12 protein-coding genes are annotated in these 12,828 nt (G+C 58.6%); 6 read left to right on the top strand and 6 right to left on the bottom strand.

From position 1 onward, the window contains the following. The first annotated feature begins 18 nt into the window (after nucleotides 1-18). The 6 genes from IPJ76_12385 to IPJ76_12360 all read left to right on the top strand — a co-directional run bounded on the left by IPJ76_12385 (nucleotide 19) and on the right by IPJ76_12360 (nucleotide 5,997). Complete coding sequence (locus IPJ76_12385; protein ID QQR85404.1) at nucleotides 19-582, top strand: YeeE/YedE family protein; 564 nt, start codon at nucleotides 19-21, stop codon at nucleotides 580-582. Nucleotides 583-586: 4 nt separating this feature from the next. Then, a complete protein-coding gene (locus tag IPJ76_12380; GenBank protein ID QQR85403.1) occupies nucleotides 587-1,105 on the top strand; it encodes a YeeE/YedE family protein in 519 nt (172 codons plus the stop codon). 228 nt (nucleotides 1,106-1,333) lie between these two features. Continuing rightward, nucleotides 1,334-2,227: a c-type cytochrome gene (locus IPJ76_12375; GenBank protein ID QQR88457.1), complete on the top strand. Its 894-nt coding sequence runs from the start codon at nucleotides 1,334-1,336 to the stop codon at nucleotides 2,225-2,227. 113 nt (nucleotides 2,228-2,340) lie between these two features. Continuing rightward, the gene (locus tag IPJ76_12370) at nucleotides 2,341-4,128 is read left to right on the top strand and encodes a 5'-nucleotidase C-terminal domain-containing protein (GenBank protein ID QQR85402.1); all 1,788 of its coding nucleotides are present in this window, start codon (nucleotides 2,341-2,343) and stop codon (nucleotides 4,126-4,128) included. 518 nt (nucleotides 4,129-4,646) lie between these two features. Further along, a complete protein-coding gene (locus IPJ76_12365; GenBank protein ID QQR85401.1) occupies nucleotides 4,647-5,234 on the top strand; it encodes a sigma-70 family RNA polymerase sigma factor in 588 nt (195 codons plus the stop codon). Further along, complete coding sequence (locus tag IPJ76_12360) at nucleotides 5,227-5,997, top strand: hypothetical protein (protein QQR85400.1); 771 nt, start codon at nucleotides 5,227-5,229, stop codon at nucleotides 5,995-5,997. The genes IPJ76_12365 and IPJ76_12360 overlap by 8 nt, the downstream gene beginning before the upstream one ends. A gap of 113 nt (nucleotides 5,998-6,110) precedes the next feature. On the opposite strand, the gene IPJ76_12355 is transcribed toward IPJ76_12360, so the two are convergent. The 6 genes from IPJ76_12355 to IPJ76_12330 all read right to left on the bottom strand — a co-directional run bounded on the left by IPJ76_12355 (nucleotide 6,111) and on the right by IPJ76_12330 (nucleotide 12,780). Then, nucleotides 6,111-9,188: a CHAT domain-containing protein gene (locus IPJ76_12355; GenBank protein QQR85399.1), complete on the bottom strand. Its 3,078-nt coding sequence runs from the start codon at nucleotides 9,186-9,188 to the stop codon at nucleotides 6,111-6,113. Nucleotides 9,189-9,312: 124 nt separating this feature from the next. Beyond that, the gene (locus IPJ76_12350; protein ID QQR85398.1) at nucleotides 9,313-10,371 is read right to left on the bottom strand and encodes a T9SS type A sorting domain-containing protein; all 1,059 of its coding nucleotides are present in this window, start codon (nucleotides 10,369-10,371) and stop codon (nucleotides 9,313-9,315) included. Between the two features lie 31 nt (nucleotides 10,372-10,402). Further along, the gene (locus tag IPJ76_12345; protein QQR85397.1) at nucleotides 10,403-11,041 is read right to left on the bottom strand and encodes an isoprenylcysteine carboxylmethyltransferase family protein; all 639 of its coding nucleotides are present in this window, start codon (nucleotides 11,039-11,041) and stop codon (nucleotides 10,403-10,405) included. A gap of 31 nt (nucleotides 11,042-11,072) precedes the next feature. Beyond that, on the bottom strand, nucleotides 11,073-11,582 hold the full coding sequence (locus IPJ76_12340; GenBank protein QQR85396.1) for a hypothetical protein: 510 nt from the start codon (nucleotides 11,580-11,582) through the stop codon (nucleotides 11,073-11,075). A 60-nt stretch (nucleotides 11,583-11,642) separates the two neighbouring features. After that, nucleotides 11,643-12,281, bottom strand: coding sequence for a GNAT family N-acetyltransferase (locus IPJ76_12335; protein QQR85395.1), 639 nt, complete (start codon nucleotides 12,279-12,281; stop codon nucleotides 11,643-11,645). 91 nt (nucleotides 12,282-12,372) lie between these two features. Continuing rightward, nucleotides 12,373-12,780: a LytTR family transcriptional regulator gene (locus IPJ76_12330; GenBank protein QQR85394.1), complete on the bottom strand. Its 408-nt coding sequence runs from the start codon at nucleotides 12,778-12,780 to the stop codon at nucleotides 12,373-12,375. Nucleotides 12,781-12,828 lie beyond the last annotated feature (48 nt).

Genomic DNA, 12,828 nt, shown 5'->3' with positions numbered 1-12,828 from the left:
AACAACCTGACGGAAGTCATGCTGGAAGCGATCAAACAACCTTGGCCGTGGTATATGGCTGGTGCCCTCATCGGCCTCACAGTACCCTACTTATTGCTTGTCGGTAACAAGACTTTCGGGATCAGCAGCTCGCTGCGCCATATGTGCGCAGCCTGTTTGCCGGCCAACATCAAATTCTTCAAGTACGACTGGAAGAAGGAGGTGTGGAACCTGTTCTTCGTGGGTGGTATCGCCTTGGGGGCGTTCCTCGCCGCGAACTTCCTGAGCAACCCTGACCCCTTGGTGCTTGCCGAGCCAACCGCTGAATACCTCGCATCCAAGGGGATTACCGACCACTCTGCCATGCTTCCTTCGGAGATCTTCTCCTGGGATCAGCTCTTCACCCTGCGCGGACTCATCTTCTTCGTGATCGGCGGCTTCATGGTGGGCTTCGGTACACGCTACGCGGGCGGTTGCACGAGCGGACATGCGATCATGGGGCTCAGCAGCTTGCAATGGCCGAGCCTTGTCGCCACCTGTTGTTTCATGGTCGGTGGCATCGCGATGACCTGGTTCATTCTTCCCTACCTCCTTACTCTTTGATCCCATGGCACAAGCCTTCCAACAAGCACCTACTGCACAGGAACTGGCCGATCTGAAGGCCAGGGAACTGGATGCGATCTGCGTCAACGAAAGCGAACTGAAGCACCCCTGGTGGCACAACCTCAAGTATGCGGCTTGGGGCATCCTCTTCGGCATCGTCTTCGTGAAAGCCGAGATCGTCAGCTGGTTCCGCATCCAGGAGATGTTCCGCTTCGAGAGCTTCCACATGTACGGTGTCATCGGCACAGCCGTGGTGGTGGGCCTCATCAGCGTGTTGCTCATCAAGCGTACGAAAGCGAAGACGATCTACGGCGAAGCCATCCACATACCGAACAAGGAGTTCAATAAAGGGCAGATCTACGGTGGCTTGCTCTTCGGCCTTGGATGGGCCATCACCGGCGCATGTCCAGGCCCCCTGTTCGCGCAGATGGGTGCTGGCTTCGGTGTCATCATCATTACCTTCCTCAGCGCTCTGGCGGGCACATGGGTGTACGGACTGCTGCGCGAGAAACTCCCCCATTGATCCATCGCCCGCGCGATGTTCATCCCGCTCATCCTGCTCGTGATGGCACTGCTGGTGCTGTTGTGGCTGCACGTCACGGACCAGGCCTTGCGCACATTGAAGGAGCACGCGGGTATCGCTCAGAACGAAAGTGGACCGCGCATCGCTCGGCTCGCCACGTGGAGCGTTATCGTGTTGATCGTCGCCATCCTGCTGACGCCGAAGCAATGGTTCGAACCACCACCGCCGATGGTCGCGACCTTCACCGCGGACAGCCTCTGGGCAGGTATGGATACGACGTTGATCGACCACATCGGTGGTGAGCGGGAAGAGCTGGTGCGCTATGGCCGCGAGCTGATCCGCAACACATCGTTCTATCTGGGCCCGAGCGGCATCGTGGCGGAGCAGACCAACGGGATGAACTGCCAGAACTGCCACTTGGATGCCGGCACACGGCCGTGGGGCAACAACTACAGCGCTGTGTGGAGCACCTATCCGAAATTCCGTAAGCGAAGCGGTAGCACCGAGACCGTGGTGAAACGCATCAACGACTGTTTCGAGCGAAGCCTGAACGGTAGCGCCTTGGACAGCAGCAGCCGAGAGATGCGTGCGCTGGTGACGTACATGGAGTGGCTGGGCACCGGCATCGACAAAGGCAAGAAACCGAAAGGCTCCGGCCTGGCCGAGTTGCCCTTCCTTGATCGCGCTGCTGACCCGGTGAAAGGCGCAGCCATCTACACAACGAAGTGCGAGAGCTGCCACCAGAAAGACGGTGGAGGGTTGCTGGCCGCTTCCCGCTCCACGTACCAATATCCGCCGCTGTGGGGCGAACACAGCTACAACATCGGAGCGGGCTTGTTCCGGTTGTCGCGCTTCGCCGGTTACGTGAAGAACAACATGCCGCAAGGAGTGACCTGGGAAAACCCGCAACTCACCGATGAAGAAGCGTGGGACGTTGCGGCCTACGTGAACTCGCGGCAGAGGCCGTCGCGCGACCTGTCCACGGATTGGCCGAACATTGCCGGCAAACCGGTGGACCATCCGTTCGGACCTTACGCGGATAGCATCCCTGAAGTGCAACACAAATTCGGGCCTTTCGGTCCGATCGCGGCGATCAAGGCCACGGGAAACACAAAGAAGTGAACGTGCGCGCACGGAGGCGATCAACATGGGTCCACAGCCGCCATCAGTGCATTGCTCCGTGCCTCCGTGGCTCCGTGTGAGCCATTCCCTTTCAGAACCCCAACCCTGAGCATATGAGCGACATCCAACACCCCGAAGGCTGCACATGCGGCGCGCACGACGAAACAGTGAACGCCGTGAGCCGACGGCAGATGCTCCGCTCGCTGGGCGCACTGGGAGCGGGTTTGACGCTGGGGCCGACGCTCGCCATGGGTGCGATGGGCGACCCGCAACGCCGCGAGGAACTCACCGGAAGCCGTGCCGTTGCGCAAGGCAAAGCGCAGAAGTTCACCATCCTGCACACGAGCGACATCCACGCGCAATTGCACACGCACGACGAGTTCTTCCTGGAAGGCGGCAAGCCTGTGTACAAGAAACGCGGCGGATACGGCGTGCTGAAGACAATGATCGACACGCTGCGGAACGAGAATCCGGCGAACACCATCGTGATCGACGGCGGCGACTGTTTCCAGGGTGGCGGCGTGGCGGCCATGAGCGAAGGCCGCGCGATCGTACCGCTGATGAACGCGGTGGGCTATGACCTGATCCTGCCCGGCAACTGGGAAGTGGTGTACGGAAAGGAGATGATGCTGAGGGACCTCGGCGGATACCGCGCGGCGAAGATCTGCGCGAACATGTACCACGAGAAGAACGCAGCGTACTGCGGCGACATGGTGGATCCCAATGCCGACCTGGCGGGCGAGATGATCTTCCAGCCCTACTGGACGCGCAACATCGCTGGCATCAAGATCGGCTTCATCGGCTACAACGATCCGCTCACGCCCAAGCGCCAGTCACCGGCGTACAGTTGCGGCATCAAATTCACCAAGCCGGAGCTGAACGTGGCGAAATACATCCGCATCCTGCGCGACTACGAGCAGTGCGCGATGGTGTTCCTCGTCACGCACATGGGCCTCGCACAACAAGTTGATCTGGCGAACAAGCCCGAGGTGGAAGGTGCGGACCTGATCCTCGGGGCCGACACGCACGAGCGCGTGCGCAAGCCCATCGATGGCAAGTACAGCAAGGTGACGGAACCGGGAGCCTTCGGTTCGTTCGTTGCACGTTTGGACGTAGTGGTGGAAGATGGCAAGGTGAAAGACAGCCACTACGAACTGCTCGACGTGGACCCGGAGAAATACCCGGCCGACCGGGGCATGCTGCAACTCGTGGACGAAGCGAGCACGCCCTACAAGGAGCAGCTCAGCAAAGTGGTGGGCAGCACGAAGAACACGCTGGTGCGCTACTATGTCATCGAGAACCCGATGGACAACCTGATCACGGACGCCATCATGTGGAAACTGAAGCCCGACGTGGCCATCAGCAACGGCTTCCGGTTCTGCCCGCCGATCGTGGCCGATGGCAAGACACCAGTACCCATCACCAACGACCACCTCTGGAGCATGATACCGGTGGACAGCGAAGCCAAGTACGGCGAGGCCACCGGTCAGCAGTTGTGGGATTGGCTGGAGAAAGAGCTGCACAACGTCTTCGCGAAAGATCCCGCGAAACGCTTCGGCGGCTGGGTGGTGCGCTTCAAAGGCATGACGGCCAACTTCACCATGCACAACGATCTGGGCAAGCGCGTGAACTGGATCAAGATCGGCAAGAAGCCCATCGACCTGCAGAAGTCCTACCTGATCGCCGCGTGCGAGCGCGAAGGGGATCCCGATGATACCCTATGTCGCCTGGAGAAGGTGAAGAACCCGCGCCGCGCGAACGCCACGATGCACAACATCCTTCGCGAATACTTCGGTGCATTCTCACCTGTTGCTCCGAAAGTCGAAGGGCGCATCACCGCAACCGATGCACCGCAAACGTTGCTGAGCCAGCTGGAAGGGTATGACTACGAGTTCCGGTGAGTTGGCCGAACAGGTGCGCGCACATTCCTCGGGAGACCCGGAGGATGTAACGCGTACCCGACCTTCAATAGCTGCATGACCGACCCATACTCTGGCAAGCAGCAATGTTGAAGGAACTTGCGTTGCAACCGCCCCCCCCGCTGATACCCACGAACTGCAGATTCCAGTTGCCGGGTGCGAGGCTGATATCGCGATACTCACCAGGATCGATCGTGCCATGGTTCGTTCCGTTGAGCATGATCTTCTGCACGGTATGCAGGGACGCGTTGCTGCATCGCAGCGTTCCAGTTGTGCAATTCGGCGCAACGGGTTCAACAGGGTCTTCTTTCACGCATGCTACTGTCGTGGCAAACAGACCCAGAAGGACAAACAAGGTTGATCGGTTCATGATTTTCGTTCAAAGCACCTACTCTCTTCCGGGCTTTTCGGCATCCGCCCTCCCCCGGATCATCCAGGTTCAGGGGTACATACCACGAGTTCGCCGCTGGTTATCGGCGTGCTGCTAAATTGCCCTGCGCATGACCGATACGGAGATCATCGCAGGCTTCCTGAGTCCGGACACCCGGGCGCAGGACAAGGCCATCGCGTTCTTCTCGAACAGGATCAAAGGGCCGATCATCGACCATGTGCGCGCGAACAGCGGAACCCGGCTGGAGGCCGTTGACCTGGTACAGGAAGTGATCGTAGCGCTATACCAATTGATCAAGAAATCCGGTTTCACACTGAACCCCGGCACCAAGCTGAGCACCCTGGCCTGGAGCATCGGGCGCAACCTGTGGCTTAAGGTGCTCCGTGAGCGGAGAAAGACCGCCGGCGATAACATCGAGGAGGGTATGCGGAATGAACCCGCGGAAACACGTACCGCCTTGGACCTGATGGCCGATACCGAACGCCTCGATGCCGCCTGGCGTGCGTTCGAGATGCTGGACGAGAAGTGCAGGACCCTGCTGCGCATGGAGATGGCCGAGCACAGCACCCTGGAGATCGCCACGGCGCTGGCCTATGACGACCAAGGCTCGGTGCGCGTAAAGAAGTTCAAGTGCATGAACCGATGGAAGGAGTTGTACCGGGCCACCATGAACGATACGCCCAACGGACATGAGTGATCACGACGACCTGATCCGGGCGGATCGGATCTCTGCGTACGTGAGCGGCACGCTGACCGGTGCCGAGCGCGCCGCGTTCGAGGCCGATATGGCGCGCGATGCCGCATTGGCCAACGACGTGGAACTCGAGCGGCTGCTCCGGGACACCATCAAGCACGAGGATGTGATGCGCTTCCGCGATCGGGTGCGGAAGGTGGTCAGCGAACAGGAGCTTGCGGCAACGAAGACGGAGACGAAGGTGATATCGATCGACCGGTCGCGCACTTGGGCCTATATCGCAGCTGCGGCCAGCGTGGCGTTGGTGGTCACCGTCGCGCTGTGGCAATGGGGTGCGGGTGGGCTTCGCCAAGACACGCTTGCCGAACTGAACACGGAAAGAGGTTTCGAATTCAGTGGCACCCGCAGCGGCACAGCAGACGCGATGGACGAACAACTCAACGGCCTGCGCAGATCCGGGAAGCTCGAAGACTACCTTCTCCAAAGCGAGAAGGCGCTCACGACCGATACCTCGTTCGCCGTCCTGTTCCACGATCCGGTGCGCCTGGACCGTGCCATCGTGTGGCTGCGGCTGAACGAGCCCGATAAGGCCTTGAAGGAACTGGCCCTGCTCCGCGATCCGCAACACTGGGAGAAGTGCGAGTCGGCCCAGGTACGCGGGCTTGCCGCGGCCCTGAAGGATGAAAAGGACCGCATGCGCGAGGAGTTCAAGCAGGCGGACCGGGCGGGATGCCTGCCGGAAGGATTGCGTGCTTTGATGGAGTGACCGCATGTTAATTCACGCCGTAGGTCTGAACGGCGCGTTCGGATCTACGGTCATGCACGAGCCGGAAAATCAATGCGCGCGCATTGCACTCGAACCAGGAAGTCTCAAGGCACCTACGCCGCCAACTTCGATCTTCTCCTACGGCGCGCGGCGATCGCGGCGGCGAGCACAACCACGGCCCCGCCCCACATCCACGGCCGCACCGGGCTGCGCTTCTTCAACTTCACCGGCTCATTATCCCCGATCAATATGAACGCCGCCCATTTGCTCGGTGGCGCATCGGGATGCTCACGACGGTACCACCGCTTCGCCTCGGCCAGGGCATCGGCCTTGCCCATGCCCTCGGCCAGCTTCTCGTAGAACTTCACCATGATCTCCTTGGTGGCCAGGTCGTCGACTTTCCATAGAGAGGATATGGTATTGCGTGCACCGGCCAGCATGAAGCTGCGTGCGAGTGATCGAACACCTTCGCCTGACTGGTGTGCGCCATGGCCGGTTTCACAAGCGCTCAGGACAATAAGTTCTGCGTTCAGATGACGGGTAAGCAACTCATAGGCATGGAACACACCGTCCTCCCCCATCGTCCCGGCAAGTCCTCGTGTCCCTCCTTCCATGCTGTCCGGAGTTTTGAACACCAGACCCGATCGAGCAGGTTCGGAACTGGAGTATGCGTGCATCGCTAAATGGAGAACCCCACTGCGATCCAAGGAGGATTTGAATGCCTCTTCATCCGCGTCGTTCTCAGTGTAGGTGGTGGTCACCACCCGGTTCGCTATGTAACTCACTTCCTCATTGTTGTGGATCAGTGGACCTGAGGAGCCGCGCTGTTCAGTGGCCATCAGGATGTTGCTAGAACGTGCCTTACCGTCGGAGGTTGATCCTTGTTGAGCGTATCGTGGAGCGAAGGCGAGTACCTCCTGTTCTTCCGCCGATGAAGCAACGGGTGATCCGATCAACGCGGTCGCGGATAGTGCGTATCGGACGCTGTGGTCATCAAGGAGCGTCTTGCCGTTCGCATCCAACGGGAGCATCTCCAATGGAATGTAGCTCAGGTCGCCCGAGGGCAGCACCACCAATTCACTCATTCCGGGACGGAGAAATGCGCTCGGCAAAAGCCTTCGCAAAGATACCCGTGCAGCTTCGTTCAGCAGGGGCAGAGAATCGATACCCGTTCGTCCGTTCGCCAATGTGCTCAATGCGCGGTTGAATTCGGGGTCTCTAGCGAACCGGTCCAACAGCACCGTGTCATGGGTAAGGCAAGCCATGAACACATCATTCTTGCTGATGCGGTAGGATAGGATCGCCGTTGATCGGGGCAGGTGCCCACGGAGCTTATGCACCAAGTGCATGTCCGCGTGGGAGGGTACTTCACCTCTTGCCGGATCCTGCGCCAAGAGCGCCTCGATGGAATCGATGACCGTTGAAAGTGCCAGTATGCTGGGATCAGTATCGCCACGGCCTTGCACCGTCATTGCCTCGCGCTGTTCCTTCGCGGTATTGCTCGCTACGCGCAGTTCGCTCCGGTCGGTTTGTTGCATCAAATAGCGGTCGCGGAGGAAAGCCATTGCCTTATCATCGTCCATCCATGCGAACACGCTGTCCGCCGATTTCCCATGCCGTGTCCCGTCTGCGGATGGCCAGGCATTGCGCATCAACCGCGCCGTCATCAGTTCTCGCGATCGAATGAGCTTTGAGAGGTCAGCGCCTTCTACCATGAACAGGCTGTCGATCATGCGCGATTGGACCGCGGACAAGCGCTCCAACAGCCGGTCAGCGCGAACCTGTTCGTTCCTTCGTTGAAGTAGTTCCAAGACCTCTTCGTAGGTGCCGATGCGCTCAATATCTTTGATCGTCAATGGAAAGGTGGAAAGCTCAAGCGAATCCCAATTGAAGTGCGGGTTGGCGCATTGGGTGGCACACGCCTGTTGAAGGAGCGTGAGAGACTCGACATCGCGTCCCTTGATCGCCAAGCTGAACGCTTTGAGTTGCAAAGCCGCAAGCACCTCTGATCGATAGGGCCACTCCAAGTAAAGGTTGGCGTATTTCAGCACGGAATCAACACCCAGTGAATCCCAATGGAAATACTCTGCAGCCAGGTTGGCGTATGTCTTGGAAACCGAAGCGGAGTCCAGCGGAACGCGGGCCCGGCGCAAGGCGAGAACACTCATCTGCCTCGCTGCACCATTGCCATAACGGACGTTGCAGCTGTCTGCAAGCGGCAATATTTCCAAGTTGCCCGCCAAACGATCGAGCGCATTCCGCGCAACAATTGGATCATCGCAAAGGGTGAGCGCCTCGTTCGTCGCCACGGCTTTCGTGCCATAGGATCTGGCGTGTTCCAAGTCACCGAGATTTCGATAAGCAAGAGCGGCGTTGTGCAGGTAGATGGCAAAGACCTCTGCCTGTGAAGTGGATTTCTCCGCGACCGTGTCGATGGAAAAGATCGCTTGCTTAAAGCATGTAGCCCCTGCGGTCGAACGACCACCTTCCGCAAGCCGTATACCTCTCAAGGTATAAAACATGCCAATGACTTGCGGATCACGAACCCCTGCGAGCAGAATCTGTGCTTGATCCAACCGGGCCACTGAGCTGTCCCGATCTGCGGCGATCGAGGCCAGAAGGCTCCCCACCCACAAACTGGTATCAAGCGTGGTCACCGCACTGTGCAAAGTGATCATCCGACGGAATACGGCCTTCGCGCTGTCCGGCTGACCAGCGTCCAGGAAGGCATAGGCTAAAGCTCGACCGTGGGCACCCATTCGTCCCCAGTTCTGAAGACTTTGCGCGCGTTCCAATACGTCCTGATAGATGGAGAGGGCTTCGGCGAACTGCCCTAGTGCGGCAAGGCCCTTAGCCTTCGTGGCCAGAAATTCCATTCCAACGGAGTCCGGCTGCGGCCAATTGGCATCCCACTGTTGGGCAACGATGCTTATGAAATCATGCGCTACCGACGCACCGCGTTCCAGACCGATGGCGCTGTGGATCTTCATACAGGCCAACCCCAACGCCCGTTGGCTGGCCGCATCCGGCCTGGACGCCGCACTTCTCAAAAGCTCAAGGGCACCAGACACCTGTCTCGCCAACTCCGGTTGATGATCATGGCGGTACAGCGAATCGATCATCACAGCGAAGCCGTTGATCCGTTCGTCGGGAACAGTATGATGCTCGGGGAAGCGCGGCTTGATGATCAAGGGACGCGATCCAACAACAACCGCGCGCTCCGCGGTCGCAGCACGATCGGAAGTGTTTACCTCATTGGGCGTATCACAGGCCGCGAACACCCAGGCACATGCAGCCAGCCATCTCCCACAAAAGCTAATCCTTGATGAACCGCCCATATACGTGCCCGGTATCCGTTGGTACCACTACGAAGTAAGCACCGGGAGGGAGATCGGAAACTGGAATCTCCATCTGGGACACCCCGGTGCCCTGCATGATCAGGCCAGATGCGCGTAGCGCTTGTTTCCTGCCCATCGCATCAAAAATCTCCATCGATTGAATGAGCTCGACCGAACGATCGAAATGGATGCGGACCACTTCCGAAGCCGGGTTGGGGCTGATGCGCATTGCTGGTTCTTCTGTTCTAGTCGCCATCCCGACCGTGAGGTCCAGATCGAACGCCAGCGTATCGATCTCGGCCTGGCTGAGGCAACGGCCTTTGTGAAGCCTCACATCGTCCACAGCCCCAATGAACCATTCACTAGCAGGCTCTCCGCTTGGCTCGCGATTCAATGCACCAAGGGTGAAGTAGATGTTCGTATTCAGATTCCTATTGGGGGGTGTGATGTTGATGGCCGCAAACTCTCCGTCCAAGTGCATGCTGATCACCGTATCGCAGCGCATTACTGCCACATGCATCCAGCCGCCAATAGGGATAGGACTTTGAGCCAGATGCACATCGTCGTTCTGGCCGCCAGTCACCCAGTCGAGCAGATAACTATCCGCAACCAGTTGCTTGAGCTGTAACGTGTAGCCCGAGTGTGTGGGTGTTGCGAATATCGTTGTCCCTTTGCAAACAGGCTGTGTCCCATTGCTTGTGAATCCGGGACTGATCAGCCATTCCATGGGCACTGAATCCGGCCGCATCCAGAAAGTGAGTGCGAAATCGGAGGTATCCACGTCAAGTACATCGCCATAAGTCCAGAAGCTGGAACCATCGAAGCAGGCAGCGCTATCCGGACTCCCGAACCGGTCGGCGCAAAAGCCGGGTGAGCCGGAGGTGGATACCGGCACAAGTCCTTGAACGGTATCATCCGGCGAACCGTCCAGCGGGAAGTGCGCGATCAGGTTATCGCTGAGCGTTTGTCCTTGAATTGTGTCCCACGCGCCTCCGATAAGGAAAGCCGTGGCGATGGCAGGCAGAAAATTCGTCATGGGTCGTTGTAGGGTTTGTTGTTGAAACGGGTTACCAGATGCAAGGCACCAAACGGCGCGTGCATGCCTTCATGCTCCGGTACGCTTCCCCAAAGCCGGCTTCCAATGTTCGTTCCTCCAACGCGATCCGGCGCATGTACACCAGCATCATGCCCGGTCCCATCAATACAAGACCAATGTAGCTGTGCATGAGCAACGCGGCACCGAACATAGCCAACCATGCACCCGTGTAGCTGGGGTGGCGCAGCCAGCGATATGGCCCGGAAGTCACGAGTTGTTGGTCTTGCTTGATCCGCACCGTGGCGGAAAAGTTGTTCTTGAGCGTGCGTATGGCCCAAAGCCTGAACGCCGTGCCACCTGCGAGCAAAGCCACCCCGCAGAGCGCCCGAGCATCCAGTGCCTGCGGCGCTCCACGGAAGTAGGCCCATTCCACCAGGCTCGCGATCTGCCCTACCCCGCTCACGCCCACGATCAACCAGATGGTCCAACCATCGGTAGCTCGGTGTTCCTTGCTTTCCTGCACGCTCAGTGCCGGTTGTGTGACGAAGAGCACCGTGCAGAAGAAGGCCAGGGTGAGCACAGGCCAAGCCATCAGGAGTTCGGGCTTCGCCAAAAGCGGGAGCCCATAGAAGGCAAACAAGAACAGAGCGGTGGAACGGAGCTTCTTCATGATAAATCCGTGCTTTGTGATCCCGGATGGTTCAGCGAGCCAACTCAGCTTGGGCCAGCGTTCGTATCTGATCCTCGGTCATCATGCGTCCGCCTTCGATGGCGATCACTTTCACAGTAAGCGGGTTCATTGAGTCCAGCGGGTCTTCAGCATCTATGACACTGCCATCACTGAACTTCATGTTCACCCGATACTCGCCAGGCTCAACGTAACCGCGATACATGAGTAATTCGCCCCCGATAGGAACAAAGAAGTTGAGTGGTGACCAGCCACCTGAGGTGGACACATAGCCGAGTACGACCCCGTTATCAATGATGTCCTGGGTGATATACGAAGCATTGCATGTGTAGTCGAAATTCGAGGCCCCGCCATTGTATTCACCGAAAGTACATTCACCGCTGAGCACATTCGCACTCCCGTCCTGACCAGGTAGTCCTTGTTCCCCTTGCTCGCCTTGTGGTCCGATGGGGCCCTCCTTCTCGCAAGCAGCCAGGCTGAATGAGAGAGTGGCCATGATGGTGAGAAATCGTGTCGTTTTCATATCTGTTGGGTTTGGTTGTTGGTGTTGATGTATTCCTATGGACCGGTTCGCGTTATCACCTTACGCCGCCTTTTTGCCCCCATCCTGAGACACTTGTTGAGGAACACGTTGACCGGCTAGCAGCGAAGGATGGCTGGCGATCATCCTACGGAAGTCGTAGTGAAGCGCCACGGAAGGGTAATCGAGAAAAGGCACTTGCCAGCGCTCAGCACCTGCGAGCAGATCGAACCCTAGAGCGCGATAGAACGGGGCATGTTTCTCATCGCAATCGAACAGACCGTGTTCGATGCCGAACGGGTGTACCGCCCGCAACATGGCGAGCACGAATTCTCGCGCTGTGCGCGATCCCCGATGCTCAGGAGATAAACAGAAACGGCTCGCCTCCACCATACGCTCGTTCCTACTTCGGCGCTCGGTGATATAGCGGTTCACCGCCGTGAGGACCAGCGTGTCCGGTGCGAGCGCCACCATCGGAACGGGGTGTGCGCTTTCATTCGGCTCAATGAACCGGATGCAACCGGAAAGTGAACCGTTCACGTACCATCCATAGTGCATGGCCCTATCGTCGTACGCATCCTTGTCGAACCCTGTCCGACTTCCAAGAAAGCACTTCTGCCTACTATCGCTGTAGATACGGTGCCGGAACTGATGATACTCATCCAGCTTTATCGGATCGGTGATGGCGGTGAGACTGATCATGGCATTTCAGGGTTTCAGGAGGTGCATACCTCGATCGATGGAACCGTTATCACATTGCGTGAAACTATTCCGCGAGCACCGCTCGAGGTGCTCAGTGGAGCAGGTTTCCGACAAGCAGTAATACCGCAGCGCGAACTGCACGCGCGGTGGCGTGAACGGCCCCCATCAGCCGCAACAGGTCCGCACGAACCCCGCGGCCTAAGGGGAGCTCGGTGCCATCCGCGAGCAGCAGCCCACGCTTCGGTGGTATCGCTTGGGCGTAGTGCATGGCAGCGATGCAACTGCGGTGCGTGCGAACGAAGAGCAGTTCACCGATGCGCTTGCCGCACGCCAGTCTGCGCTCCAGATCGGCCAGCGAATGAAAGAGCACCAGGTTCGACCCATCCGTGCATGTGAGCCGGGCATACTTGTCCTCGGCCTTGATGTGCAGGATCTCCACGGTGGTAATGAAGACCCAGCCGGTGCTGGATCTCAGTAGAAGCGGGAAAGAGGGTTTCACGGCGGCGGGATTTCACCGGTGCATTCCATACAGCCAGTGCCTGTTATC

This window comes from Flavobacteriales bacterium, from assembly GCA_016699575.1.
Classification (GTDB): Bacteria; Bacteroidota; Bacteroidia; order Flavobacteriales_F; family PHOS-HE28; genus PHOS-HE28.
This window is presented reverse-complemented; position numbering and strand designations above follow the sequence as displayed.

What these genes read in the sequence shown, in the direction of transcription:
- IPJ76_12340 (QQR85396.1), bottom strand. Translation starts at nt 11,582, where the DNA reads ATGAAAACGACACGATTTCTCACCATCATGGCCACTCTCTCATTCAGC.
- IPJ76_12380 (QQR85403.1), top strand. Translation starts at nt 587, where the DNA reads ATGGCACAAGCCTTCCAACAAGCACCTACTGCACAGGAACTGGCCGAT.
- IPJ76_12335 (QQR85395.1), bottom strand. Translation starts at nt 12,281, where the DNA reads ATGATCAGTCTCACCGCCATCACCGATCCGATAAAGCTGGATGAGTAT.
- IPJ76_12370 (QQR85402.1), top strand. Translation starts at nt 2,341, where the DNA reads ATGAGCGACATCCAACACCCCGAAGGCTGCACATGCGGCGCGCACGAC.
- IPJ76_12360 (QQR85400.1), top strand. Translation starts at nt 5,227, where the DNA reads ATGAGTGATCACGACGACCTGATCCGGGCGGATCGGATCTCTGCGTAC.
- IPJ76_12350 (QQR85398.1), bottom strand. Translation starts at nt 10,371, where the DNA reads ATGACGAATTTTCTGCCTGCCATCGCCACGGCTTTCCTTATCGGAGGC.
- IPJ76_12345 (QQR85397.1), bottom strand. Translation starts at nt 11,041, where the DNA reads ATGAAGAAGCTCCGTTCCACCGCTCTGTTCTTGTTTGCCTTCTATGGG.
- IPJ76_12375 (QQR88457.1), top strand. Translation starts at nt 1,334, where the DNA reads ATGGTCGCGACCTTCACCGCGGACAGCCTCTGGGCAGGTATGGATACG.
- IPJ76_12385 (QQR85404.1), top strand. Translation starts at nt 19, where the DNA reads ATGCTGGAAGCGATCAAACAACCTTGGCCGTGGTATATGGCTGGTGCC.
- IPJ76_12365 (QQR85401.1), top strand. Translation starts at nt 4,647, where the DNA reads ATGACCGATACGGAGATCATCGCAGGCTTCCTGAGTCCGGACACCCGG.